The sequence below is a fragment of the Kitasatospora sp. cg17-2 genome, from assembly GCF_054031055.1.
Map to the genome: position 1 here is coordinate 9,093,303 of NZ_CM132923.1, position 25,603 is coordinate 9,118,905.

At 73.9% G+C, this 25,603-nt stretch carries 19 protein-coding genes; 10 read left to right on the forward strand and 9 right to left on the reverse strand.

Annotated elements, in window-relative coordinates; all coding sequences use genetic code 11:
* Positions 1 to 135: 135 nt before the first annotated feature.
* On the reverse strand, positions 136 to 912 hold the full coding sequence (locus ACW14Y_RS38190; protein ID WP_456985084.1) for an SDR family NAD(P)-dependent oxidoreductase: 777 nt from the start codon (positions 910 to 912) through the stop codon (positions 136 to 138).
* Positions 913 to 1,031: 119 nt separating this feature from the next.
* Here ACW14Y_RS38190 and ACW14Y_RS38195 point away from each other — a divergent pair, with 119 nt between their 5' ends.
* The 6 genes from ACW14Y_RS38195 (at position 1,032) to ACW14Y_RS38220 (ending at position 6,992) form a co-directional block, all read left to right on the forward strand.
* Complete coding sequence (locus ACW14Y_RS38195; RefSeq protein WP_380392166.1) at positions 1,032 to 1,682, forward strand: bifunctional 4-hydroxy-2-oxoglutarate aldolase/2-dehydro-3-deoxy-phosphogluconate aldolase; 651 nt, start codon at positions 1,032 to 1,034, stop codon at positions 1,680 to 1,682.
* 14 nt (positions 1,683 to 1,696) lie between these two features.
* On the forward strand, positions 1,697 to 2,605 hold the full coding sequence (locus ACW14Y_RS38200) for a sugar kinase (protein WP_456988363.1): 909 nt from the start codon (positions 1,697 to 1,699) through the stop codon (positions 2,603 to 2,605).
* On the forward strand, positions 2,602 to 3,591 hold the full coding sequence (locus ACW14Y_RS38205; protein ID WP_456985085.1) for an SMP-30/gluconolactonase/LRE family protein: 990 nt from the start codon (positions 2,602 to 2,604) through the stop codon (positions 3,589 to 3,591). Before ACW14Y_RS38200 ends, ACW14Y_RS38205 begins: the two co-directional genes overlap by 4 nt.
* 160 nt (positions 3,592 to 3,751) lie before the next feature.
* Complete coding sequence (locus tag ACW14Y_RS38210; RefSeq protein ID WP_380311927.1) at positions 3,752 to 5,041, forward strand: MFS transporter; 1,290 nt, start codon at positions 3,752 to 3,754, stop codon at positions 5,039 to 5,041.
* Positions 5,042 to 5,188: 147 nt separating this feature from the next.
* Positions 5,189 to 6,364, forward strand: coding sequence for a mandelate racemase/muconate lactonizing enzyme family protein (locus ACW14Y_RS38215; RefSeq protein WP_380392158.1), 1,176 nt, complete (start codon positions 5,189 to 5,191; stop codon positions 6,362 to 6,364).
* A 358-nt stretch (positions 6,365 to 6,722) separates the two neighbouring features.
* Positions 6,723 to 6,992, forward strand: coding sequence for a hypothetical protein (locus ACW14Y_RS38220; RefSeq protein ID WP_456985086.1), 270 nt, complete (start codon positions 6,723 to 6,725; stop codon positions 6,990 to 6,992).
* Positions 6,993 to 7,122: 130 nt separating this feature from the next.
* Here ACW14Y_RS38220 and tatA read toward each other — a convergent pair whose 3' ends face one another.
* The 5 genes from tatA to ACW14Y_RS38245 all read right to left on the reverse strand — a co-directional run bounded on the left by tatA (position 7,123) and on the right by ACW14Y_RS38245 (position 13,965).
* Positions 7,123 to 7,392: a Sec-independent protein translocase subunit TatA gene (gene tatA, locus ACW14Y_RS38225; RefSeq protein ID WP_340634384.1), complete on the reverse strand. Its 270-nt coding sequence runs from the start codon at positions 7,390 to 7,392 to the stop codon at positions 7,123 to 7,125.
* A gap of 152 nt (positions 7,393 to 7,544) precedes the next feature.
* Positions 7,545 to 8,396 carry a carbohydrate ABC transporter permease gene (locus ACW14Y_RS38230; protein ID WP_380392150.1) on the reverse strand — a complete coding sequence of 284 codons (852 nt, stop codon included), beginning with the start codon at positions 8,394 to 8,396 and terminating at the stop codon, positions 7,545 to 7,547.
* Positions 8,393 to 9,349 carry a carbohydrate ABC transporter permease gene (locus ACW14Y_RS38235; RefSeq protein ID WP_380443319.1) on the reverse strand — a complete coding sequence of 319 codons (957 nt, stop codon included), beginning with the start codon at positions 9,347 to 9,349 and terminating at the stop codon, positions 8,393 to 8,395. Before ACW14Y_RS38235 ends, ACW14Y_RS38230 begins: the two co-directional genes overlap by 4 nt.
* A gap of 10 nt (positions 9,350 to 9,359) precedes the next feature.
* Positions 9,360 to 10,673, reverse strand: a complete 1,314-nt coding sequence (locus tag ACW14Y_RS38240; RefSeq protein ID WP_456985087.1) for an ABC transporter substrate-binding protein — start codon at positions 10,671 to 10,673, stop codon at positions 9,360 to 9,362.
* A gap of 400 nt (positions 10,674 to 11,073) precedes the next feature.
* Positions 11,074 to 13,965, reverse strand: a complete 2,892-nt coding sequence (locus tag ACW14Y_RS38245; RefSeq protein ID WP_456985088.1) for a helix-turn-helix transcriptional regulator — start codon at positions 13,963 to 13,965, stop codon at positions 11,074 to 11,076.
* Between the two features lie 316 nt (positions 13,966 to 14,281).
* Between ACW14Y_RS38245 and ACW14Y_RS38250 the strand changes: the two genes are divergently transcribed.
* Entirely contained in the window at positions 14,282 to 15,778 is a 1,497-nt protein-coding gene (locus ACW14Y_RS38250) for a hypothetical protein (RefSeq protein ID WP_456985089.1), read from the forward strand.
* A gap of 47 nt (positions 15,779 to 15,825) precedes the next feature.
* Complete coding sequence (locus ACW14Y_RS38255) at positions 15,826 to 16,491, forward strand: GntR family transcriptional regulator (protein WP_380303621.1); 666 nt, start codon at positions 15,826 to 15,828, stop codon at positions 16,489 to 16,491.
* Between the two features lie 24 nt (positions 16,492 to 16,515).
* Here ACW14Y_RS38255 and ACW14Y_RS38260 read toward each other — a convergent pair whose 3' ends face one another.
* Both ACW14Y_RS38260 and ACW14Y_RS38265 read right to left on the reverse strand, forming a co-directional pair.
* Positions 16,516 to 18,210 carry an NPCBM/NEW2 domain-containing protein gene (locus ACW14Y_RS38260; RefSeq protein WP_456985090.1) on the reverse strand — a complete coding sequence of 565 codons (1,695 nt, stop codon included), beginning with the start codon at positions 18,208 to 18,210 and terminating at the stop codon, positions 16,516 to 16,518.
* A 303-nt stretch (positions 18,211 to 18,513) separates the two neighbouring features.
* Positions 18,514 to 20,778, reverse strand: coding sequence for a glycoside hydrolase family 97 catalytic domain-containing protein (locus ACW14Y_RS38265; RefSeq protein WP_456985091.1), 2,265 nt, complete (start codon positions 20,776 to 20,778; stop codon positions 18,514 to 18,516).
* 401 nt (positions 20,779 to 21,179) lie between these two features.
* On the opposite strand from ACW14Y_RS38265, the gene ACW14Y_RS38270 reads away from it, so the two are divergent.
* A protein-coding gene (locus ACW14Y_RS38270; protein WP_456985092.1) for an IS5 family transposase occupies positions 21,180 to 22,111 on the forward strand; the annotation gives its coding sequence in 2 pieces (ribosomal slippage) (positions 21,180 to 21,620 and positions 21,623 to 22,111; 930 coding nt in all).
* A 53-nt stretch (positions 22,112 to 22,164) separates the two neighbouring features.
* Here ACW14Y_RS38270 and ACW14Y_RS38275 read toward each other — a convergent pair.
* On the reverse strand, positions 22,165 to 22,899 hold the full coding sequence (locus ACW14Y_RS38275; protein WP_456985093.1) for a FadR/GntR family transcriptional regulator: 735 nt from the start codon (positions 22,897 to 22,899) through the stop codon (positions 22,165 to 22,167).
* A gap of 410 nt (positions 22,900 to 23,309) precedes the next feature.
* Here ACW14Y_RS38275 and ACW14Y_RS38280 point away from each other — a divergent pair, with 410 nt between their 5' ends.
* Positions 23,310 to 25,547, forward strand: coding sequence for a glycosyl hydrolase family 95 catalytic domain-containing protein (locus tag ACW14Y_RS38280; protein ID WP_456985094.1), 2,238 nt, complete (start codon positions 23,310 to 23,312; stop codon positions 25,545 to 25,547).
* Positions 25,548 to 25,603: the final 56 nt, after the last annotated feature.

The window sequence follows — 25,603 nt, forward strand, 5'->3', positions numbered from 1 at the left end:
CGGCGCGCGAGGTGTTCGCACGCCGCCGCCACGACCGGCCGCCCCGCCGCGACGAGCGGCTGTCCGGCGGGCACGGCCGGCGGGGGCGCGGGAGCGACCGGCCGCCCGGCGGGAAGGACCGGCCGCCCCGCCGGCTCAGCGGGCGTCGAGCGGCGGGAGCCCCATCCGCACCCGGTGCGCGTCGCGCAGCAGGCTGGCCGGGCTGACCACCGACGCGCCCGCGTCCAGCACCAGTTCGGAGCCGGTCAGCAGCCCGGCCGCCGGGGAGGCGGCGAAGACGACGGCCTCCGCCACCGCCTCCGCGTCGACGACCGCGCGCATCGGGTTGCTCTCCCGCAGGCGCACCAGGTCCTCCTCGCCGGGCGCGAGCCGGGACTCGGTCGCCGGGGTGCGCACCCAGCCGGGGGAGAGGGTGACGAAGCTGATGCCGTACCGCCCGTAGTCCACCGCGAGCTGGCGGTTCAGGGCGGCGATCGCGCCCTTGGCGGCGGCGTACGCGGGCAGGCCCGGGGCCGCCGTGCGGTGCAGGACGGAGCCGACGGTGACGACCGCGCCCGAGCCGGCCGCCATCATCGTGGGCAGCACCTCGCGGACGCAGCGGAACACCGAGCCGAGGTTGACGGACAGCATCCGCTGCCACTCCTCGTCGGTGGTCAGGTGCAGCGGGGCGCCTTCGGTGATCCCGGCGCAGGTGACCAGGACGTCGAGACCGCCGAGCTCGTCGACGGCGTGCCCGATCGCGGTGCGCACCTGGTCGGTGTCGGTCACGTCGGCCCGGTGGAACGCGACGCCGGGGAGCCCGGGGTCGGTGAGGTCGAGGCCGGCCACGCGCAGGCCGTCGGCGACCAGGCGGGCGGCGACGGCGCGGCCGATGCCGCCGGCCGCGCCGGTGATCAGGGCGGTACGGGTCACGAGGGGCGCCTTTCGTCGGATGCCTTCGTCGGATGCGGCAGTGCGGAGCGGGGGGTCCGGATCGCGCAGGGAAAGTATACGATATTCTAAATCCATCACCTGAACCCTCGGAGGCAACCGTGCACCCGGACGACCTTCTCGCCGCGCTGCGGGGCCGCAGGATCCTGGCCATCGTCAGGGGGAACGACCCCGACGCCGCCCTGGATGCGGTCCTCGCCCTGTTCGCGTCCGGCATCGACCTGGTGGAGGTCTCGCTGACCACCGCCGGTGCGCTGGACGTGCTGGAGCGCGCCCGGGCCGCCCTCGGCCCCTACGCGGCGCTCGGCGCCGGCACCCTGGTCACCGCCGCCGACGCCCGTGCGGCGGCCAGGGCCGGAGCCGGCTTCGCGGTGACCCCCGGGCTGACCGAGGCGGTCGGCGAGGCGCAGTCCCTCGGCCTGCCGGTGCTGGCCGGCGCGGTCACCCCGACCGAGGTGGCCTCCGCCTGGACCGAGGGGGCGACCGCGGTGAAGCTGTTCCCCGGCAGCCTCGGCGGCCCCGGTTACCTGAAGGCCCTGCGCGACCCTTTCCCCGACATCCCGTTCGTGCCCGTCGGCGGGGTGGACGCCGCGGCCGCCCGCGAGTTCCTGGCCGGCGGCGCCCTCGCCGTCGGCGTCGGCGGGCCCCTGGTCGGCACCGCCGCCTCGCTCGGCGGCGACACCGCCGGCCTGGCCGCCCGCGCCGCCGCCTTCCGCTCGCTCGCCGAGGAGTTCCCGTGCCCGACGTCCTGACCTTCGGCGAGGCCATGGCGGCCCTGCGCGCCGACCGCCCGCTGCGGCTCGGCGGCACGCTCTCCCTCTCGGTGGCCGGCGCCGAGGCCAATGTCGCCATCGGGCTCGCCAGACTCGGGCACGCGGTGCGCTGGGCCGGGGCCGTCGGCGAGGACGAGTTCGGCGGCCTGGTCCTGCGCACCCTGCGGGCCGAGAGCGTGGACGTCTCCCGGGTCGCGGTCGACCCGGCCGCGCCGACCGGCCTGGTGGTCTTCGAGCCGAGGGTCGCCGACCTGACCCGGGTCTCCTACTACCGCTCCGGTTCGGCCGGCTCCCGGCTCACGCCCGCCGCGCTGGCCGGGGCGCTCGCCGAGGGCGCCCGGATCGTCCACCTCACCGGCATCACCGCCGCGCTCGGCCCCGGCCCCCGGGCCGCCGTCGAGGCCGCCGCCCGCGCGCCGGGCGGCGCCGTCTGCCTGGACGTCAACCACCGGGCCAAGCTCTGGTCGCGGGAGGAGGCCGCGGTCGCGCTGCGTCCGCTGGTCCCGCTGCTGGACATCCTGGTGGCCTCCGACGACGAACTCGCCCTGGTCGCCCCGCCCGGGGTCGAGGACGAGGCCGAGTGCGTCGAGGCCCTGCTCGCCCAGGGGGTGGGCGAAGTGGTGGTCAAGCGCGGCGCCGACGGTGCCGAGGTCTTCACCGAGCACGGGTCGGTCGCCCGGCCCGCCGTCCGGGTGCCGGTCCGGGACACCGTCGGCGCGGGGGACGCCTTCGTCGCGGGCTACCTCTCCGGGCTGCTCGACGGCCTGCCGGTCGAAGGGCGGCTGCATCGGGCGGTGACCACCGGCGCGTTCGCGGTCGCCGCGGCGGGAGACTGGGAGGGCCTGCCGTTCCGCGAGGAGCTGAGCCTGCTGGACGCCGCGCCCGGTACCGCGCTGCGATGACGGGGCCCGGACGGGAGGAGGTGGTGACCGTGGAGACCGAGGGCTGGCAGGACCGCTGCCCCGACCGGTTCCAGCTGGGCGAGGGGGCCCGCTGGCACGCGGGGCGGCTGTACTTCGTCGACCTGCTGCAGGGCGCCCTGTACAGCCTCGGCGGCGGCCCCGGTCCTGGCCCCGACGGCGGTGGCGGCCCGGCCGACCCGCGCCCCGAGGCCCGGTCGGACGTACCGCTCGGCGCCGTCGCCCCGGTGCACGGGCGGCCGGGGGAGTGGATCGCCGCCGCCGGTCCCGGCATCGCCCTGCTGCGGCCCGGCGCACTGCCGCACTGGCTCGCCCGGCCGGAGGAGGGCGCGCCCCGGCCGATGCGGATGAACGACGCCGCGTGCGACCCGGTCGGGCGGTTCTGGGCCACCAGCATGGCGGCCGACGCCGAACCCGGCGCCGGTTCGCTGTACCGGGTGGACCGGGACGGCTCGGCGCGCCGGGTGCTGACCGGTCTGACCGTCCCCAACGGGCCGGTCTTCGACGGGGCGGGCAGCACGCTCTTCCTGGCCGACAGCGCGCGCGGCCTGATCGCCTCGCACGCCGTCGACCCGGGGAGCGGGCGGCTCGGTCCGGCCCGCCCCTTCGTCCGGCTCGAACCGGGGGAGGGCAAGCCCGACGGGATGACCGTCGACGACGCGGGGCACCTGTGGGTGGCCCTGTGGGGTGCCGGGCGGGTGCGCCGCTACGACCCGCGCGGGAGGCTGTGCGAGGAGGTGGCCGTGCCCACCCCGAACGTCAGCAGCGTGGCCTTCGGCGGCGGCCTGATGCACGTGACCACGGCCCGGCACCGTCTGGCCGAGCCGGACGCGTGGGCGGGCGCCGTGCTCGCCCGGCGGTCCGGGGTCACCGCTCCGCCGGCCGCGCCGTTCCGTCCCTCGTTCCGGCTTCCGCTCCCGTCCGCCGAGTCGTTCCCACGGGCCGCGCCGTCCCCGCCGCCCCCGTGAGTGGCGGCGGCGGGTCCGGGCGGCGAACCGGCGGCGAACCCTGGCGGTATTTTCGTATATCGCATACCTTGGTCTCATCAACTCCGCTCGAACCGGATCCGGAGTCCCCATGAGCACCATCCGATCCACCCGAACCGGAGCACGAGCCAGAGGCAGGACCGTGAGCAGCGAGCAGACGCCGGGCACCCGCCGGACGATGATCGCCGGGACCGTCGGCACCGTCATGGAGTGGTACGACTTCAACCTCTACGGCCTCGCCTCGGCCCTCGTGTTCGGCCCGCTGTTCTTCGGCTCCTCCGGTCTCGGCGGCACCCTCGCCTCCTTCGCCACCTTCGGCGTCGGCTTCGCCGCCCGGCCGGTCGGCGGCATCCTGTTCGGCCACCTCGGCGACCGGATCGGCCGCAAACGGGTCCTGCTGATCACCCTGCTCGCCATGGGCGCCGCCACCACCCTGGTCGGCACCCTGCCCACCCACGCCGTCGCCGGCGTCTGGGCCCCGGTTCTGCTGATCGTCCTGCGGATCGCCCAGGGCATCGCCGTGGGCGGGGAGTTCGCCGGCGCCACGCTGCTCACCGTCGAGAACGCCCCCGCCGACCGCCGAGGTCTGCACGGGGCTGTCCCGGCGATGGGCACCGGCGCCGGGTTCGTCCTGGCCAGCGCCGTGTTCGGCACGGTCTCCCTGCTCCCCGACGACGCCTTCCTCACCTGGGGCTGGCGGATCCCGTTCCTGATCAGCATCGGCCTGGTCGCCTTCGGCCTGTGGCTGCGCCGCGGCATCGACGAGACACCCGCCTTCACCGCGCTCCAGCAGCGGGGTGCCACCGTCCGCTCCCCCCTGACGCTGCTGCTGCGCACCCGGCCCGGCGCGCTGCTCAGAGTGCTCGGGATCACCGCCTCCGGCTTCGTCTGGGGTTATCTGATCCAGGCCTTCGCCCTCTCCCACGCCACCAAGAACCTCGGCATCCCCCGGTCCACCATGCTCTGGGCGATCGCCCTCGCCTCCGCCCTGGAGATCGTGGCCATCCCGTTCTGGGGCCGGCTCTCCGACCGGATCGGCCGACGCCGGGTGGTCCTCGCCGGGCTGCTCTGCACGGCCGCCTACGCCTACCCCTTCTTCCTGCTGCTGGAGACCCGCTCCGCCCCCGTGATCCTGCTCGCCCTGGTGGTGGCGATCCCGTTCTGCAAGGACATGGCCTTCGGACCGCAGGCGGCCCTGGTCGCCGAACAGTTCGACGCCCGGGTCCGCTTCACCGGCGTCAGCGTCGGCCGCGAGTTCGGCGGCGCGATCTTCGGCGGCACCGCGCCGTTCGTCGGAACCGCCCTGGTGGCGGCCGCCGACGGCTCCGTCACCCCCGTCGTCCTCTACATCGCCGCCGCCTGCGCCGTCACCGCGGTCGCCGTCCTCAGCGGCCGGGAGACCGCCCGCGGCGAGATCACCGGCGGGATCTGACCCCCGCGCCGGCGCCCCGCGACTTCCTCCCCCACGACCGCGACGCCCACGACCGTGACGCCCGCTACCGCGTCTCCCGCGACCGCGTCTCCCACGACTTCCTCCCCCACCCGGGCGAGGACCCCGCACTCCTCAGGAGCAACCCCCGTGAGCACCCAGCCACTTCGCATCACCAAGGTCGAGGCGCTGGCCCTGTCCGCCAGCTTCGACGACCTGTACGACTCGCCCGAGGACGTGCCGGACTGGCTGCGGTACCCGGCCTCCAGCCATCTCGTACTGCCCCGCCGGGGCCAGTACGCCACCCTGGTCAAGATCCACACCGAGGACGGCTCGGTAGGCATCGGCGAGGCCTACGGGCTGCCCAGCCCCCAGGTCACCGCCACCGTCGTCGCCACCGTCCTCGCCCCGCTGCTGATCGGCCAGGACGCCCTGGCCACCGGCGCGATCTGGGAGCGCCTCTTCAAGGGTCAGGCCGCCGGCGGCCACAACCGCGGCTTCTACCTGGAGGCGATGGCGGGCGTCGACCTCGCCCTGTGGGACCTGCGCGGCAAGCTCGCGGGCGTCCCCGTCCACCGCCTGCTCGGCGGACCGATCCGGGAGACCGTCGACTGCTACGCCAGCCCCGTCGCCCTGCACGCCGACCCGGAGGACTCCGCCCGCCAGGCCCTCGGCTTCGTCGACGACGGCTTCAAGGCCCTCAAGGTCAAGATCGGCCGGGGCGAGCGCACCGACCGCGCCCACCTCACCGCCGTCCGCGAGGCGGTCGGCGCGGACATCGAGATCCTCACCGACGTCAACTGCGCCTACGACCTCGACCAGGCCACCCGGGTCGGCGCCGTCCTCGCCGACCTCGGCATCTCCTGGTACGAGGAGCCGCTGCAGGTCGACGACCTCGCCAACCTCGGTGAGCTGCGCCGTCGCACCGGCCTGACCGTCGTCAACGGCGAGACCCACTTCACCCGCTTCGACCTGCGGGACTCCCTGCTCAACCGGGCCATCGACGTCTTCATGCCCAATGTCGCCCGCTGCGGCGGCATCACCGAGGCCATGCGGCTGTCCGCACTCGCCTCCGCCTTCCACGTCGACATCGCCCCGCACGGCGTCGGCTCCGGCGTCAGCCTCTGCGCGGCGCTCCAGCTCTGCGCCGCCACGCCGAACCTCCGCACCTACGAGTACAACCGGCTCCCCAACCCGATCCGGGAGAACATCCTGCTCAACCCGCCGAAGTTCGCCGACGGTGCCCTGGTGGTCCCCACCGGCCCCGGACTCGGCTTCGAACTCGACGAGGACGCGGTGGACCGCTACATCGTCGCCCGCTTCTGACCCGCCCCTCCGCCGGCGCCACCGCGAGGTCCTCGCCGGCCCGAGAACGCGGTGGCGGGCTGTCGCTGCCCTGACCGGCCCGCCACCGCACCGGTTCCCCGCCGCCGCCCCACCGGTCGGCGGGGAACCACCCCCTTCCACACCCCTCGGCTCCCGGGCCGCGGAACGGCACCGTCAGCCGCTCCGCGGCCCGGGTTCTTTCGTGCGGGCGCCGCCGGGGCGGGGTCGGGTGAAGGGCCCGGCGGCAGAGCCGGTGATGTCGAAGAACGCCTCGCACGTGTCCGCACCCCCACCTCCGGGCGGGCCCCGTACCGGAGGTGGGGGTGCGGACACCGGGCGCAGCGGCCAGAGTGAACCGGTGAGCATCCTCGTCCTGCTCGAAACCGAACTCGTCCGCACGTCGCCGGTCGGCGCGACCACCGACTACGTCGAGGGCGTGCGCGCCGTGCACGCGGCCCGGCCCGCCCCGGAGTCGCCGGGGGATCCGGGTGAGGTGACCTTGTGCGGCACGGGAACCGGCCGGATGCGCAGGGACCCGTACCGGGCGTCCGGGGCCGACGCGCCGTGGTACCCGCCGGAGTGGAGCACCCGGGTGTGCCCGTACTGCGATCGCGCACTCCGGGCCTGAGGTTCTGCGCGCCGGGACGTCACCGGCCGGAACGCCACGGGCCGGAACGCCACGGGCCGGGTCGAGTGCCTGGGAGGCACTCGACCCGGCCCGGGTCGTCCACCGGTCGGCCCTCAACGGACCGGTGGAGCTAGGGGGTCGCCCCGCCGTCGGCGGAGCTCCTTGCGGGTTCCTGCTTGTCGGTCCCGGTCACGACGGCCGGCTCCACGGCCGGAGGCGGTGCGGGGGCGGCCTCCGGTTCGGGGTCGTCCTCGCGCAGAGCCCGGGTCTCGGCCTTGAGGATGCGCATCGACCGGCCGAGGCCGCGGGCGACGTCGGGCAGCTTCTTGTAGCCGAACAGCAGGACGAGGGCTGCCACGACGATGACGAGGTGCCAGGGTTCGAGTGCGTTGCGGAGCATCGTGGGTCACCGGTCCTTCCGGTTGGCGGGTTCGAAGACGGGTCCGGGTGATCGGGGGCTGCGGAAGATGTCGCGCGCCCGGCCGAATGCCTCCCACGGGCACTCGACCGGGCGCGGTCCGTCCGCCGGTCCGCCGACCCGGACCGGGGCGACTACTCCTTCACCGCGCCGCCGGTCAGGCCGCTGACGAAGGTCTTCTGGAGCAGGACGAAGGCGAGGACCACCGGGATCGCCGCCAGCACGGAGCCGGCCATCAGGAGGTCCCAGCGCGGGGCGAACTGGTTCTGGAACTGGGCGAGTCCGACCGGCAGGGTGCGCAGCAGCTCGTTGTTGGTGACCAGGGAGGGCCAGGCGAACTCGCCCCAGGTCCACATGAACTTCAGCACCGCGACGGTCCCCAGCGCCGCCCAGGAGTTGGGCAGCAGGATGCTGACCAGGGTGCGCAGCCGCCCGGCGCCGTCGATCGCGGCGGCCTCGTCGAGCTGGACCGGCAGGGTGACGAAGTGCTGGCGCAGCAGGAAGATGCCGGTGGGGCTGGCGAGGAACGGCACGATCAGCGCCCAGTAGGTGTCGATCCAGCCGAGGTCGCGCATCACCAGGTACAGCGGCACGAGGATGACCTGGGTGGGGATCATCAGCGTGGCGAGGATCAGGGTGAGCACGGCCTGCCGGCCGCGGAAGCGGATCCGGGCCAGGCCGTAGGCGGCCAGGGTGTCGAACACCAGGTTGCCGGCGACGACGGCGAGGGCGACCACCACCGAGTTGAGGAACCACCGCCCGAACGGGAAGGCGGAGACGACCTCGTGGTAGGCGTCGGCGGTGAGGTGCTCGGGGATCAGGTGCCGCCCGTTGCCGACCAGGTCCTCCATGGGCTGGAAGGAGGTCAGTGCCATCCAGAGCACGGGGAGTCCGGCGAAGACGGTGACGGCGGTGAGCCAGAGCGCCGGTGCGAGGCGGATCGAGGACCTGCCGGTCAGGGACTTGCCGGTCGGGGACTTGGTCACGACTCCTCCCGGGAGGTCAGCTTGAGCCGCACGAGGGTGATCGCGAGCAGGATCACGAAGAGCACCACCGAGGCCGCCGAGGCGACGCCGACGTCGGTGAGCAGGCGGGTGTAGATGAAGGTGACCACGGTCAGGGTCGCGGTGCCCGGGCCGCCCTCGGTCATCACCCACACCTGGTCGAACACCTTGAAGGAGTTGAACAGGAGCAGGAGGAACACGGCGGCGGTGGCGGGCTTGAGCATGGGCAGGGTGATCGAGCGGAACTGCCGCCAGGGCCCGGCCCGGTCGATGGTGGCGGCCTCGTAGATCTCGTCCGGGATGCGCTGGAGTCCGCCGAGGAGGATCAGCGCGTAGATCCCGAACTCCTTCCAGACGCTCACCACGGCGACGGCCGGCAGCGCCAGGTCGTTGTCGAAGAGCCAGCGGGCGCCGTCCGCGCCGAACAGACCGATCAGGGTGTTGATCAGGCCGTGGTCCGGCTCGTAGAGCCACTTCCAGACCAGGCCGGCGACGACCATCGGGATGACGGCGGGCAGGACGGTGACGGTGCGCACGAACCGTGCGGAGGCGAGTTCGCGGTTGGCGGCCATCGCGGTGGCCAGCGCCAGCGCGTAGGTGCCGGCGATGGTGATCACGGTGAACACCAGCGTGTTGAGCAGGCTCTCGCGGAAGGTGCCGGCGCCGAGGATGTTGCTGTAGTTCTCGGCGCCGACGAAGGTGCGCGGGCCCAGCAGGTTCCAGTGGTCGGTGCTCAGCAGCATCGACTGGACCATCGGGTAGAAGGTGAAGCCCAGGATCACCAGCAGGGCGGGCGCCACCGACAGCCAGCCGGCCAGGGCGCCGCCGGGGCGCCGGCGCCGCTGCCGCGGGGTCCGGCCGGCCCGCTCCGGGCCGCCCGCCGCGGCGGGGCCGCCGGGCGGGGGCTCGGTGGAGAGTTCGGTCATGGTCGTCATCGGCTTTCCGTCACTCCTTGCCGAGCGCCTGGCCGACCGCGTCGTCGATGGTCTTCAGGGCCTTGTCGACGGGGGACTGGCCGTTGACGCCGGCGACGATGTTGGCCTTCTGGGCGTCCCAGCGGGCCTGGAAGGCGTGCCGGTCCTGGAGCAGCAGGTCGGGGGTGTTGCGGGAGAGCTGCTCGAAGATGGCGTTCCAGTTGGCGTCGGCCTTGACCTTGCCGTCCACGGTGGCCTTCACGGCCGGGTCGACCTTGGCGAGGTCGTAGGGGAAGATCGCGTGGAAGTCCATGTACTGGGCGCTGCGCTCGGGCGAGGCCAGCCAACGCATGAACGTTCCGGCGCCGTTCAGGTTCTTGCTCGCCGAGCTGGCGACCAGGCTGTGGCCGCCGACCATCGAGCAGCCGCTCTTCGGTCCGGTGGGCATCGGCGCGACCGCCCACTTGCCCGCGACCTTGTCACCGCCGGCCTGGACGTTGGCGATGACGGACTGGAAGAACGGGAACATCGCGACGTCGCCGCTGATGAAGCCGTTGAGGGCGCTGGTGCCGGTGGGGGAGATCCTGTCGGTGTAGAAGGACTTCATGTAGTCCATCGCGGTGCGCCCGGCCTCGGTGTTCTGGGTGGAGGCCTTGAAGTCGGGCGAGGTGAGCGAGCCGCCGGCCTGGCAGAGGAAGCTCTCCCAGGTCGAGTTGACGGCGTTGAGGTGGTCGTCCATGCCCTTGAACTGCCAGCCGCTCACCTTCTTGCCGGCCTCGGCGGACTTGGTGGTGATGGCGGCGGCGGTGGACCTGAGCTCGTCCCAGGTCCTGGGCGGGGCGGAGAACCCGTACTGCTGGAGGATGTCGGTGCGGTACATCATCACGTCGACGTCGAAGTAGAGCGGCGCGCCGTAGCTCTTGCCCTCGTAGTCGTCGACCTTGGCGAGCGGCAGGAACTTCTCCGTGTCGGCGGCGGTGTAGCCGAGCTTGTCGAGCGGGGCGAGGGCGCCGGACTTGAGGTAGTCGAGCTCCAGGCCGTTGTTCATCAGCCAGACGTCGGGGCCCTTGCCGGCCGCGATGGCCTGCTTGATCTTGTCGCGGCCGTCCTTCCACTCCAGCAGGGTGAGCTCGACCTTCACCTTGCTCTGGGAGGCGTTGAACTCGTCGACGAGTTCCTTGACCTTGGCGTCCTGGCCGATCCAGTAGGGCATCGACCAGAACTTGACGGTGGTCGGCCCGGCGGACTCCGAGGACCCGCCGGCGGAGGAGGAGCAGGCCGAGGCCGCGAGCGCGAAGGCGGACGCCAGGGAGAGGGCGGCGAGTCTGCGGCGGAGTGGTGCCATGGGTGGGTCTCCTTGTGCGGCGGGCTGCGGCCGGAGGGCCGCCCCGGATGTGCGGGGGCAGGAAGGCTCGGGTGCGGCGGGGTGGGGTGGAAACACCGCCGTCATCACCGACCTGACGCGTAACGTATGCGATATACGAAATGAGCGCCAGAGGGCGTTGCCGTTTCGTGTTGTTGACGGGACGGGTTCTCCTGCCGGACGGCTGCTGCTGCCGGGCCTTCCCGCGGAGCCGCCGCCGGAAGGCCGCACCCGCGGTGCCCGCACGCGGGCAGGCCGCCGCGGCCCGCCGCGGGCACCGCGGGTTCCTTCAGCAGATCCGGGCCTGCTGTAGGTATGCAATCCGGGGCACTACCTACCGTCGGCCGCGCCGGGGGCCGAGGCCGGGGAGCCGGGGCCGGCCTCAGATCGTGCGGCCCCGCACCTCGTCGCGGGTGCAGTCGAGCTTGCGCAGGACCCTGGCGACGTGCTGCTCGACGGTCCTGGGCGAGAGGAAGAGCGCCTCCGCGATGTCCTTGTTGCTGGCGCCGTCCGCGAGCAGCCGGCCCACCTGCTGCTCGCGCGGGGAGAGCCGGTCGCCGTAGCCGGCCCGGCCGCGCGGCCGGGTCCGGTCCTGGCCCAGGTCGCGCAGCAGCCGCAGGCAGCGGGCCGCGTCGCGGGTCGCGCCCAGCCGCTCGTGGACCTCCACGCTCCCGGTGAGCAGCGCGGCCGCCCGGTCGTCGTGCGGACCGGCGAGCGCCCGCGCGGCCTGCTCGCCGGCCAGCGCCGCGTGGTACGGCCGGCCGATGGCGGACCACAGCAGCCGGGCCCGGTCGCTCTCCGCCGCCGCGGCCACCGGGTCCTGCGCACGCAGGACCAGGCCCCGGCAGGCCAGCGCCTCCGCCCGGGCGCCCGGCGCGTCGGTGCCCTCGATCCCGGCCAGGTGCCGCGCCACGAGGTCCTCGGCGCCCGCCGCGTCGCCCCGGTCCAGGGCGATCTCCACCGCCGCCGGCACGAGGTCCCACGCGTACACCCACTGCTCCTTGCGCGGCAGCAGCGGCAGGTAGTCGGTGACGGTCCGCCACGCCTCCTCGGCGTCGCCCCGGGCCAGCTGGACCCGGGCCAGGCCGGCGGCCGCGCCCAGGGCGTTGACGTTCTTGTGCTCCGGGTCGCGGGCCAGGACCCGCCCGAAGCGCTCCGCCGCCCGCGCGGAGCGGCCCCGGGCCGCCGCGACGACGCCCTGGACGGTCGCCAGCAGATCGTCCACCGCGAGCGGTTCGTCGAGGTAGTCGGCGCGGAAGGCGGCGTACCGCTCCTCCCAGTCGGACCACTCGCCGGCGGTCCAGGACAGCAGCAGCCGGTACGAGCGGCAGTGCACGATCAGGGCGTGCGCGTGGTGGTGCTCGGCCAGCGCGAGCGACTCCTCGGTGTGCCGGGCCGCCCGCTCGTCCTGGCCCAGACAGATCCCCACCTCGGCGGCGTTGGCCAGGGCCCGCGCGGTGTGCCGCACGACCTCGGGATCGCGGTCCTCGCGCGGCAGCGCGGCCAGTTCCTCGTCCGTGCCCGGGATGCCCATCGAGGCCATCAGCGTGATCCGGTTGGCGGTCACCGAGGCGCGGGCCGCCCGGTCCTCGCTGTCGGCGACGGTGGCCTGCGCCCGTTCGATCCAGGCCCGCTGCTCGGCGGCCGAGAACCGGCTGGTCTCCCACATCGCGAGCACCGACATGGCGCGCGCGGCGAGCTCGGGGCGGTCGTTCACCAACTCGTCGACGGCCCGCTCGATCTCGCCCTCGCCGGAGGGGTCGGCGGCCTGGTTGAGCAGCATCAGCCCGAGGTCGAGCCTGATCTCGCCGCGCGCGGCCGCCGGCAGGCCGGGGCCGGCGACGATCCGGCGCAGGGTGGCGATGGTCCGGGTGTACTCGGTGGTGTCCCAGGCGATCCGGGCCAGCGACAGCGCGGCGCGCGCGTGCAGTTCGGACGGCAGCCGCGGCTCCTCCAGGATCTCGTGCAGCAGGGCGGCGGCCGTCCCCTGGTCGCCCACCTCCACCGCCTGGTCGGCGGCGGCCAGCGCGTGCTCCAGCCAGGCCTCGGTGTCGCCGAGCCGACGGGTGTGGTGGGCGATCTGCACCAGGGGCGGGTCCGGCAGCTTCCAGAGGGCGGCCAGCGCCCGGCGGTGCAGCCGGGTGCGTTCGGGCCCGGGGATGTTGTCGTAGTGCGCGCGCCGGGCCAGGGCGTGGGTGAAGCCGTAGCGGTCCGGTCCGAGTTCGCGCAGGACACCGGCCGTCAGGGCCGAGGTGAGGGCCTCGGCCGCGGGCTCCGGTTCGAGGCCGACGGTGTCGGCGAGCAGCCCCTCCCCGGCCGGCACCTCCAGGACGGCGGCGGCGTCGACCAGCGCGGCGGCGGTCGGCGGCAGGCGGTCGGCCCGTTCGGCGAACAGCTCCCGCAGGCTGCGGGGCACGCCGCTCGGCACGCCTCCCGGGTGGTCGCGCAGGGTCAGCAGGTCCTCCTCGGCCACCAGCGCCAGGCCCTCGCTGCGGCTGTACAGGGCCCGGGCCAGCGCGGGCGTCGCCGCGGCCGGGCCCAGCACCGAGCGGGCCATGTCCGCGACGTCCTGCTCGGTCAGCGGTCCGAGGGCCAGCTCGGCGCCGCTGGTGTTCGGCGGGCGGCGGAAGGCCGCGCCCAGCAGCGGGCCCCGGCCGGGCACGTCCTCGGCGCGGTAGGCCAGCAGCAGGGCGGCGTCACCGGGCAGGTCGCGGCCCAGCAGCAGGAGGAGCTCCCGGGTGGCCTCGTCGGCCCAGTGCACGTCGTCGATCACCAGGACGGCTGGGGAGACCGCCTCCAGTACCGTCCGTACCGCCTGGGCGACCTGGTGGCGGGCCGGGACCGGTCCGGTGGCCGGGTGGGGCGGCAGCGGCAGCCGGTCGGCGAGCTCGGGCAGCAGGTCCGCCAGCCAGCCGGCGGAGGCCCCGAGCACGCCGGGCGCGCCGGTCGGGCCGGCCGGCCCCGGGGCGCCGCCCGGGCGCGGCAGCCAGTCGGCGGCGTCGCGCAGGGCCTCGATCACCGGTCCGTAGGCCAGCGGCTCGCGCAGCGGGTGGCAGTGGCCGGTCAGCACCCGGACGCCGTCGGCGGCCAGCTCGGCGGACGCCTCGGCGACCAGCCGGGACTTGCCGATCCCGGCCGGGCCCTCGACCAGGATCACCGAGGGCCGCGAGCGGGCGGCGCTCAGCAGGACGGCGAGCTCGCGCTTCCGCCCGGCGAAGGCGGGCACCGCGGAGGCGCCCGTGGTCCTGGCACTGCCGCTCCGCCCGACCGCCATGGCCGACACCACCCTGCCTCTGCCGCGTGCTCGCGGGACCTGCGCCGGTACGCCCCCGGTCCGGGCCCGGTACCGAGGGCCGGACATCTCCGTTCCTACCGCTCCGGCCCGGGGGTCCGCCAGTGCAGCGCCGCGGGTGCGGCGCGAGTCCGGCGGCCGCGGGGTGTCCGTCGCGGGAGATTGCGGCAGGACCCCTGGCGCGATAGTCGTATATCGCATACCTTCCCAGCGATATCGGCGTGAAACCGTCCCCGCCCGAGGAGACGCCGCCCCGCCGGACCCCCTCGCGTGCCACCCCCACCACCCAGGAGGATCCGTGACGCACCGACCCGAACCGAGCCCCGTCAGCCGCCGGACCCTGCTGCGCGGCGCCGCCGTCGGCGGCGCGACCGCCGCGGCCGCACCGCTGTTACGGCTCCCGGCCGCGCGGGCCGCGGGGATCGACTCCGGCAGCTACCGCATCCGCTACGACGACGGGGCCCGGCAGACGATCCTGGGTCTGGGCTTCGAGATCCAGTCGGACTCGATCGGCTCCGGCAACAAGGGACTGCCCGACCTGGTCAGCGGCGTGCCGTTCGACCTCACGCCCGATGAGCGCACCCGCTTCTACCGGCAGATCCTCAAGGTCCGCGCCGATCGCGGCTTCCGCTACTGCCGTCTGGCCCTGGGCCTCTACCACCGAGGGCTGGACGCCACCGGAAAGCACCTGGTGGACCGCTACCCGGGCCAGACGGAGCTGCTGGCCGAGATGGTCCGGGAGGCAGGCATCGAAGGGGTGGCCGCCGAGTACTGGTCGCCCGCGCCGGGCTGGAAGTCCAACGGCTCCCTCGTCAAGGGCGGCACCCTCGCCTCCTTCGACCCGGCCTTCCTCGACCGGCTCGGCGACGCGATGGTCGCCGACCTCGACCACCTGGCCGCCCGCGGCGTGCCGATCACCATGTGGGGCCTGCAGAACGAGCCGGACGTGTCCACCGACTACTCCTCCTGCACCTACGACGCCGCCCAGTACCTCGCGGCCTTCAAGGCGGTCGCGCCGAAGATCCGGGCCAAGTACCCGAACGTGATGATCCACGCCGACAGCCAGCACGGCTGGAAGGGCCCGCGCGGCCGCGCCCTCCTCGCCGATCCCCGGGCGCTCTCCTACGTGGACGCCTGGACGTTCCACCGGATCGGCTCGGACAGCAACCAGCAGATCACCGAGGACTTCACCTCGGGGGCGGCCGGGAAGCTCGTCCTCAACAACGAGTTCGAGTACCTCCGCCCCACCAGCCCGTTCGACCGGACGCTCAACACCGCCCAGTCGATCATGAACTGGATGACCTTCCAGAACTCGCCCACCTGGTTCTGGCTGCACGCCCTGAAGCCCACCACCAACGCGGAGTCGCAGGGCTACTCGCTCGGCTTCTGGCGGCCCCCGCACGACACCGACTTCGGCCACCACCCGCACATCCGGCCCGGCCACTGGGACGTCAACCCGGAGAACTGGAACGCCGTCGCCGGCTTCGTCCGCTACCTGCCCTGGGACTCCGTGCGCCACCACGTCGAGGAGCCCGTCCACGACGACGGCACCCCCTACCGGGACCACCGGATCATGGCCTGGCGGACGCCCGAGGGCAAACAGGTCTTCGCGATCACCAACCGCTCGGCCACCACCCCGTTCACCTACACCGTCGACACCGGGACCGCCGCCGCCTTCCAGGGCCACCGCTTCGGACCGACCGTTCACAACCGGCCCCTGAGCACGGTGAACGGCCCGACGCTCGCCCTCACCGTCCCCCCGCTCTCGATCGAGTTCTGGGTCCGCTCCGCCTGACCCCGCCCACCCTTCGGCGTCGCAGGCATATCGCATACGATGAGGGGGTGACACAGGCGAACTGGGCACGGCTGCCCGTGGTGAAGAGCAAGGCCGACCTCGTCTACGACAGCCTCCGGGCTGCCATCGCCGAGGGGGACCTCAAGCCGGGCGAGCGCATCAACATGGATGAGCTCGCCCGGAACCTCGGCGTGAGCAAGATCCCCGTCCGGGAGGCCGTCAAGCGGCTGGAGGCGGACGGACTGGTGGTGTCCCGGGTGCACTCCGGGGTGACCGTCGCCGTGGTGGACGCCGCCGAGATGCGCGGCGTCTTCCTGGCCCGCGAGGCGATCGAGGGCCTGGTCGCCGGGCTCGCCGCCGAGCGCGTCACGGACGCCCAGCTGGCCGAGCTGGAATCGGTCCAGCAGCAGATGCGCGGCCGCCTCGGCACCAACTCGCTCCAGCGCCTGCCGGAACTCAACTCCGAGTTCCACCGGATCCTCGCCGAGGCCGCCGGCTACCGCATCCTGGCCGAGCTGACGGACCAGCTGCTGCTCACCGTCCGCCGTCACCGGGTCTCGGCCCCGGTCGACCCGGAGAACTGGGCGCAGGTCATCGCCGAGCACGACGGGATCGTGGCCGCCCTGCGCCGCCGCGACCCGGACGCGGCGGCGCGGGCGGCCAAGGCCCACATCAGCGCCCAGGCCGACCACGAGGTCGCCGACAAGGACTGAGCGGGCCGTCGGCCGGGGGCGGTGTCAGCAGGTCAGCCGGGGATCGGCCCAGTCGGTGTGGTCGTGGTCGATGCCGTCGCCGGCGTCCGTGACGACCAGCCGCAGCCGTTCGCCGCCGGTGAGGTCGGCGGTCAGGACCTTGGCCGGGTCCGCGCCGGTCAGCCGGCCGCTGTCGGCGACCTTGGTGCCGTCGCGCCAGATCTGGAACACGGCCGTGCCGGCCGCGCCCGACTCGTCGTCGATGCCGACCGTCACGGTGAGCCGCTCGCAGCGGCCCCCCAGGTAGTACACGACCTCGCTGGGCGCGTGCGTGCCCAGTCCGCGCCCGTACGTGGTGCCGCGCAGCGACAGGGTGCGGCCGTCCCCGGCCGGGCGTTCGCCGTTGCTGCGGTCGCGCTCGACCGGTCCGTGGCCGTTGTAGGACTGGGACCACGACCGGTCGGAGAGCGGACGGGTGCCGTCGGGGGCGGGTGTCTGGGTGCCCGGGGCGACCCGGTACATCACGGTGCCGTGCGGGGGGACGGCGGCGGCGACGGCACCGGTCGTACTGCTCGTCGCCTTCGACCACAGGTCCTTCACCTCGTACGAGGCGGCGTTGCCGAGGCCGACCGCGGAGACGGTGGTGGCGACCGTCGCGGTGGCCGCGGTCTCGTTGGTGAGGGTCACCGAGACGCTGCCGTCCGCCAGCGGTTTGGCCATCACGACCAGGCCGCCGGCCGAGGAGACCACGACCCCCTGCCGGCCGAGCGGGTCCTGGTCGACGGCGATGACGTCCCGGTTGAGCAGGATGTCGTAGGCGGCCCGGTCCGCGGTGCGCAGGTCGGTGCCGATCAGCAGCGGGGCCGCCATCTGGGCCCAGAGGCTGAAGTGGGTGCGGTACTCGGTGTCCGTCATCCCGCCGTTGCCGACCTCCAGCATGTCCGGGTCGTTCCAGGCGCCCGGGGCGGCGTACGGGGCGAGCTTCTGGTTCTGGTGGGCCAGCCCGATCATCCGGGACCAGGTGTCGCTGATGTCGAGGGTGGTGCGCCACATCTCGCCCAGGGCGGGCGCCCAGGTCCACGGCTTGTTCTGGCCCCACTCGCAGACGCTGAGCAGGATGGGCCGGCCGGTGGCGCGCAGCGCCTCGCTCATCGCACGGTACCGGGTGCGGGCGTCGAGGCCCTGGTTCCCGCAGTTGTCGTACTTCAGGAAGTCGACTCCCCAGGAGGCCCACAGGGCGGCGTCCTGCCGTTCGTGGCCGAGCCCGCCGGGGAAGCCCTTGCTGTTGCAGGTCCTGGTCCCGGCGGTGGAGTAGAGGCCGAACCGCAGACCCTTGCCGTGGACGTAGTCGGCGAGCGACTTGAGGCCGTTCGGGAAGCGGACCGGGTCGGGGACGAGGTTGCCGGCCGCGTCGCGCTGCGGCAGGGCCCAGCAGTCGTCGAGGTTGACGTAGCGGTAGCCGGCGTCCCGCAGGCCCTCGGAGACGAACAGGTCCGCGATCGATTTGACCATGGCCTCGTCGAACCCGGCGCCGCACTGGGTGGAGTTCCAGTTGTTGAAGCCCATCGGCGGGGTGGGGGCGAGGGTGCCGCCGTCGGGCGCGGCGCTCCGGGCGGCGGCCGGCTCCGGCGGGAGGGGTGGCGCTGCCTCGGCGGTGCCGCCGAGGAGCCAGCCGCCGACGGACAGGGTCAGGGCGGCCAGGGAGGCGATGGAGCGGCGAAGGGGTGTGCGGGTGGGCACAGCGGATCTCCTGGGGGTGGAATTCCGACTCAATCAAACAGATTCCAAAGGAATCCCACATAGGAGACCGTCATGACCGCGATGCGTCAAGGGAGTTGGGACGGTCGGACCTCGCGGTCGGACCGCCGGGCCGACCGACCGGGCGGCCCGGCGGAGCGGTGACGGACCGTCCGACCAGGGCATCGGCCCCTGCTGCCGCGCGAAGGCGGTCACCCGACGCTGTCGGTTTTCCGACGGCGCCGGGTGACGCTGGTGCCGAGTGACAGTGGCGCCGAGTGAGGCGGTGCCGGGTGACGTGGTGGGTCAGTCCACCGTGAACAGCTGCGCCCCCGAGCCGTCGAGCGGCCGCTGCTCGAACTGCCCGCCCACCGCGCCGGGGGCGGTCAGGTAGAGGCCGCTGTAGCGGTTGGCGAGGCGGATCCGGCCGTTGCCCGCGTCCTCCGCGAGCCATTCGTCGTTGGTGTGCTCCCCGGTGGCGTAGCCGCACTGGACGATCCTGCCGCCGGCGTCGCGCGAGGCGCGGAAGACGACCACGTCCTCGCCGCTGCCCCGGTTGACGATCCGGACGTAGCCGTCGCCGAGCGGCCGGAGCTCGAAGGTGCGGGCGGGGCTGCCGTCGCGCGGGGCCCGGACGACCGGCACGTCGCAGCCCGCGGGCCCGTCGACGGCGAGGGCGTCCGTGCTGCCGGCCACCGTGAGGCTGCGGTGGCCGGCGGGCAGGGCGGCGACCTTGGTGAGCTTGACGGCGTGCCCGCCGTGCGCGACGTTCGGGACGCTCAGGGTGTCCCCGGCCCGGACCACCCGGCTGGTCCGCACGAGCCCGTTCGGCCCGTCGGTGGTGATCTCGGCGAACCAGGTCCCGCCGCCGAGGAAGGCCGTCGGGTAGGCGATGGTGCCGGCGCCGCCGCCCGTGATCGCGCCGACGAACCAGCGGTCGCCGTTCCGTCGCGCGATCACCGAGCCGCCGACCGGGTCGCCCTGGACGAACCTGGTCTCGTCCCACGCGGTCGGCACCTGCCGCATCCAGCGCTGCGCCTCGGGCCTGGCCCGGTAGTCGGAGACGGTGCTGCCGGGCAGCATCAGCGCGCTCTCGTAGAGGACACCGAGGGCGAGTTCGGCGGCGTCGCTGTCCGGGTTCTCCCGCTGGAAGCTCATCGGCGAGGTGTCCGCGGCACCCAGCGCGCCGCGGGTGAACGGTATCGCCGTGACGTGTCCGAGGGGGCGGCCGGTGCTGTACTCCTCGCCCCGGACGGCCTCCGAGGTCAGGACGTTCGGCCAGGTGCGGCTCACGCCGACCGGGAGGCGGGAGCCGTGCAGGTCGACCATCAGCCTGTGGTCGGCGGCGTCGGCGAGCGCCTCGTCGTACCACTGCTGGCGCGCCCGGCTCTCGGAACCCATGAAGTCCATCTTCACGCCGACGACGCCCCATTGGCCGAGCCTGGTGAACTCGGCGGCGCGCTTCGCGGGGGTGTCGAGGTCCTTCCAGTTGTACCAGAGCATGACCCCCACCCCCCGGGCCCGCGCGTAGGAGACGAGGTCGGGCATCCAGCTGACGCCCTTCCAGCCGTCGTCGACCAGCAGGTACGGCCAGCCCTGCGAGGAGGCGTAGTCGGCCCAGCCCTTCAGCTTGCCGAGGTCCGCCTGGGTGGCGTGGAAGCCGTCGAACCAGGGCCAGGCCGCGATCCCGGGCTTGATCCAGGAGGTGTCGGCGACCTTGGAGGCCGGTGCGACGTCGTCCTCCAGGGTCGATTCGACGACGGTCGCGGTGGTGCCGAGCGCGGCCACCCGCCAGGGCGTGGTGAACGCGGCGGTCCGAACCACCTGTGCGTCCTTGAGCGTCACGGTGAAGCGGCCGGTGCCCGCCGTGTGGGCGAAGCGCCCGCCGGAGTATCCGCCGTCGACGCCGGACTCGGACAGCAGGACGCGGGCACCGTTGGCCAGTTGACCGAACAGGCTCATGTCGTACTCGCCGCCGGCCGCGGCGGACACCGCGGAGGTGCTGAAGACCTGCTCGTGGCCGTCGTCGAACGGCGCGCGGGTCAGCTGGGCGTCGGTCGGGAGCTCGAAGGAGGTGGTCTCCCGCAGCACGGTGGCCGCGCCCGGGAGTTCGTAGCGCAGCGCCACTCCGTCCGGGGAGGTCCGGACGTGCACGGTGAGGCGTTCGGAGCCCTTGGCGAGGACCAGCCGGGTCTCGGTCGCGGTGCGGGTGCGGCTCCGGGAGTTCCCGTTGACGGTCGTGTACGTCTCCGTGAAGGTCCGGTCGGTCCGGCCGACGAAGGCCAGGCCGGTGCTGAAGTCGGTGGTGGTGGTGACGAGTCCGATCGGGGCGGGGCGCAGCACCTGCCGGCAGTTCCAGTCGGCCCCGAGGGTGGGCGTGCCGTTGGCGTCCAGGGCGACGGTGGCGCGCACGCCGTCGCAGCCGGTGGGGGTGGCACCGGGTTGGACGGAGGTCCAGCTGCCGGGGGTCGCGGCGGAGGCCGGGGTCGAGGTGGCGGTGACGAGGCCGGCCGTGAGGGCCAGCAGGGCGGCTGCGAGGACGAGTTCGCGTCCGGGGGTGGTGCGGTTCATCGGGTCCCTTTCCTGGGTGGACCGCAGGCGGCCACGGCGACGGCCCGGGGAGGACGGGCGGGGTGGGGGCCGTGGTCGGCTGCGGCGGGGGCGCGCCGGCAGGAGTGCGGGCGCGCAGGGGCGGGGCGTGTCCCCCCGGCCCCGGCTCCGGATGTGACGATGCGTCAGGAGCATGCGGAGCTCGACCGAGAGGTCATTCCGTCACAGCTGTTCCAGCGGTGGCGAGTTGACGGTCGGACACGATCGGGTTGCGACGCTGTCGACCTGTGCGTGAATCGTGCGTAGTCCGGCCGGGTGGGTCGGAACAGGTGTCGGCGTGCCTGGTCGGCCGGGTCGCGGGCCGCCTAGGACTTGTCCGGTCGATCATGTGACTATCGCCTGCCTTGCTCGTTGGTCCGGGCATGGGGCGGGGAGATCTCACAGATGCCGAGTGGGAACGGCTGCGGCCGTTCCTGCCGGTCAGCAACAGGCGTTGCGGTCGGTGGCGGGACCATCGGCAGGTGATCGACGGGATTCTGCACCGGGTACGGACCGGTGTGCACTGGCGTGACCTGCCCGAGCGGTTCGGGCCGTGGAAGACGGTCTACGAGCGCCATCGGCTGTGGTCGGCAGACGGCACCTGGGAGCGTCTGCTCCAGCGGGTCCAGGCGGAAGCGGACGAGGCCGGCGACATCGACTGGGACATCTCGGTCGACTCCACCATCGTCCGGGCCCACCAGCACGCGGCCGGTGCCCGTACCGATCTGCCACCAGCCCTTGATTCAAAGGGGGCTGGGCCGGGGGAACACCAGGTCGAGACGCCGTGGCAGAGCCTCGTCGCCCGCCTGGCGGAGGTGGTGGCGGAGGCGAGGGCCTGGGCCGCTCGCGGGGCGGGTTCACCACCAAGGTCCACCTGAGCGCGGACGGCCGCTGCCGCCCGCTGTCCCTGGTCATCACCGCGGGACAGCGGGCGGACTGCACGCAGTTCGAACCCGTGCTGGAGAAGATCCGTGTCCCGCGGAGCGGTCCGGGCAGGCCTCGCAAGAGGCCCGACAGCCTTGCCGCCGACAAGGGCTACAGCAACGGGCCATGCCGCGACTACCTGCGCAGGCGCGGCATCCGGCACACCATCCCGGAGAAGACCGACAGCTGGGCCGTCCGCCTGCGCAAAGGCTCACGCGGCGGGCGACCGCCGGGCTTCGACGAGGAGCGGTACAGGAAACGCAACACCGTCGAACGGGCCATCAACAAGCTCAAGCACGCCAGAGCCGTCGCCACCCGATACGACAAACGCGGATACGTCTACCTCGGCACCGTCACCGCAGCAGCCCTCGTCATCTGGCTCCGCACATGATCGCCCGGACGGAACCTAGGCTGTTCGGTGGTCCCGACGGGGCGGGTGGCAGGTCAGGGTGCCATCCGGGCCGTCCCCGCCGGGGTCGTGGCCCGGTCACCGTCCTCCGGTCGGCGGAGGTGCGTCCGGAGCCAGTTCTCGGTGGTGGTGACGTGCATCAGGGCGGCGGCCCGGGCCAGCGGGACGTCCCGGGCGGCCAGCGCCCGGTGGATCGCCTCGTGCTCGGCGACGGCCCGATCGGCGGCGCCGCCGTCGACGGTCCCGCGCCGGACGCGGGCCCGCAGGGTGCGGCCGGCGATCCCCTCCAGCAGCGTGACGAGTGTCTCGTTGCCGGTGGCGGCGGCGACCGTGCGGTGGAAGGCGGCGTCGTGCAGGTTGAATTGTTCGGGGCTGTGCCGTGACGCCCGCATCGCGTCGAGGTGGCGGGCCAGTTCGGCGAGGGCCGCGTCGTCGATCCGGGCCGCCGCGAGTTCGGTGGCGGCCGGTTCGAGGAGTCGACGGGTCTCGATGAGTTCCACCAGGGTGTCGCCGGTGAGGAGTTCCACCGTGCCGGCCAGGTTCCCCAGCAGCACGCCGGGGGTCAGGCTGGTCACATAGGTGCCGTCGCCGCGCCGGACCTCCAGGACCCGGGCCACCACGAGCGCCTTGACGGCCTCGCGCATCGGGTTGCGGGACAGGCCCAGCTCGGCGGCGAGTTGCCGCTCCGGCGGCAGCCTGGATCCGGGCGGCAGGGCCCCGGCGCGGATCAGTTCGCGGATCCGGGCGATGGCCATGTCGGTCAGTGACAACGGCGGCCTCCTCGGGCGACGGCCGGGCGGCACACGGCAGGAGCGTGCCGTGAAGGCGCTGTGCGGGTGGGCCCAGCCTAAAGGACATCCCATCAATTGAGCCCTGCCCGACCGGACTTGTTTCTTCCGGTGAATGAATTCACCGCCTTGAACTGCCAGTTCCCTGCTTCTTGTCGGCGAGGGCTGGACAGGCGGACGCTTGTGCTCGACAGTACATCCCATGTCTCGGCAGATGCATTGCGCCGATCGACAACATTCGGCGTGCACCCGTGACGCCTCGAAGGCCTCGGTCGTGAACCGCGGCAACGACAACGCCCGGGCCCCGCACCAGGATCCCGCCACCGTCCCGCCCCGCCACCGTCCCGCCCCGCCGGCAACCCGCCGCGCACCTGATGCCGAACGGACCAGCCATGACCACCGCCCACCCGTCCGCCCACCCGCCGCTGGAGGACCGGCTCGCCGCCGGCACCGGCTGGCGGGACTTCCTCGGCACCCTCGACCCCGTCTGGCGGACCGTCCCCGGCGGCTTCTACGACGGCCCGTTCCTCGGCAACGGCGGCCTGGCCGCCTCCGTGCGCCGGCCGGAGGGGGACACCCGGCTCCGGTTCGTCCTCGGCGACAGCCGGGTCCGCGACCACCAGGACACCGGCGGCCCGCTCTGGGGCGGCACCCGGCTGCCGATCGGCCACCTGACCCTGCGGACCCTGGGCGAGGTCACCGGCGTGGACCTCCGGCTCTCGCTCCGGGACGCCGAACTCGCCGGCACCGTCACCACCACCCGGGGGACGGTCGCGCTCACCGCGTACGTCCACGCCGAGCGCGACCTGCTGGTCGTCCGCTGCCGGCCCGCCGACGGCGCCGAACAGGTCTCCTGGGACTTCACTCCCGACCCGGCCGTCCCGCCCCGGCAGGCGTTCTACCCCGAGCAGCGCCCGGCCGGGCTCGAGGACAACCCGCCACCGGTGACCACCGCCACCCCCGACGGCGGCGCCTGCGTCCAGGACCTCGCCTGCGGCGGCCGCACCGAGACCCGCTGGCGGACCACGACCGGACCGGACGGCACCACGACCCTGCGCTGCACCGTCGCCCACAGCGCCACCGACCGCTCAGCGAGCCGCACCGCCGAGGCCGCGCTCGACGAAGCCGCGCGCGACGAGGCCGACGTCACCGAGGCGACCCACCGGGCCTGGTGGCACGCCTTCTACCCCCGCAGCTTCCTCTCCGTCCCCGACGCCCGGATCCAGTCCTTCTACTGGATCCAGCTCTACAAACTGGCCTGCGCCACCCGCGCCGACCGGCCCGTCCTGGCCACCCACGGCCCCTGGCTGGAGCCCACCCCCTGGCCCGCCGCCTGGTGGAACCTCAACGTCCAACTGGAGTACTGGCCGATCAACGCCTCCGGCCACCCCGAACTCGACTCGCTGCGCACGGCCCTGGAGCACGGCGCGCCGGGCCTGCTCGCCTCCACCCCCGAGGACCACCGCGACGACGCCCTGGTGCTCGGCCGCTCCAGCCAGGACGACCTGCGCAGCGAACCGGCCGGCGTCCCCGGGCGGACCGACCCCCTCCCCGAGATCGGCAACCTCACCTGGGCCCTGCACACCGCCTGGCTCGCCCACCGGCACACCATGGACGAGCCGTACCTGCGCGACACCGTCCTTCCGCTGCTGCGCCGGGCCGTCAACTACTACCTGCGCTTCCTCACCCCCGACGACGCCGGCGTGCTGCACCTGCCCGCCACCTACTCCCCGGAGTACGGGACCACCGCCGACTGCAACTACGACCTCGCACTGCTGCACTGGGGCTGCCGGACCCTGCTCGACACCACCGCCCGGCTCGGCCTGCCCGACCCGCTCGCCCCCGCCTGGCAGGACGTCCTCGACCGTCTCGCCGCACCGCCGCAGGACGCCGACGAGGGCCTGTGGATCGGCCGGGACCTACGGCTGACCTCCTCCCACCGGCACTACTCGCACCTGCTCTGGTTCCACCCCCTGCACCAGCTCGACCCGACCCGCCCGGCCCACCGCGACCTTCTGCGCCGCAGCCTGGACCACTGGCTCGGCCTGACCGAGGAACTCCGCGGCTACAGCTTCACCGGCGCCGCCTCGATGTACGCGCTGCTCGGCGACGGCGACGAGGCGCTGCGCCGGATCGACGAGCTGCTGGACGGCCACGTCCGGCCGAACACCATGTACGCCGAGACCGGCCCGGTGGTCGAGACGCCGCTCTCCGGCGCGCAGAGCCTGCACGACCTGCTGCTGCAGAGCTGGGGCGGCGTCCTGCGGATCCTCCCGGCCGTCCCCGCGGCCTGGGCCGACGTCACGGTGCACGACCTGGTCGCCGAGGGCGCCTTCCGGGTCAGCGCCTGCCGGCGCGGCGGCGTCACCCGCTGGATCCGGGTGCACAGCGGGGCGGGCGAGCCGTGCCTGCTCGCGCCCGGCGGTCTGGCCGGTCCGCCCGAGGTCGCGGCGCTGGACGGCACACCGGGCCCGCTCGGCTGGGAGCTGCGCCCGGACGGGCTGCTGGCGATCGACCTGCCGGCCGGCGCCTCCTGCCTGGTGACCTCGGCCGGGGACCGCCCGGACCTCGTGGTGGAGCCCGTCACCGTGCCCTCCGCCCACCGCTGGGGCCTGCCCGGGGCCCCGTGACCCGCCTGAGCCACCACCCCATCTCCACCACCGCGTCCGCACGCCCCACGACCTCA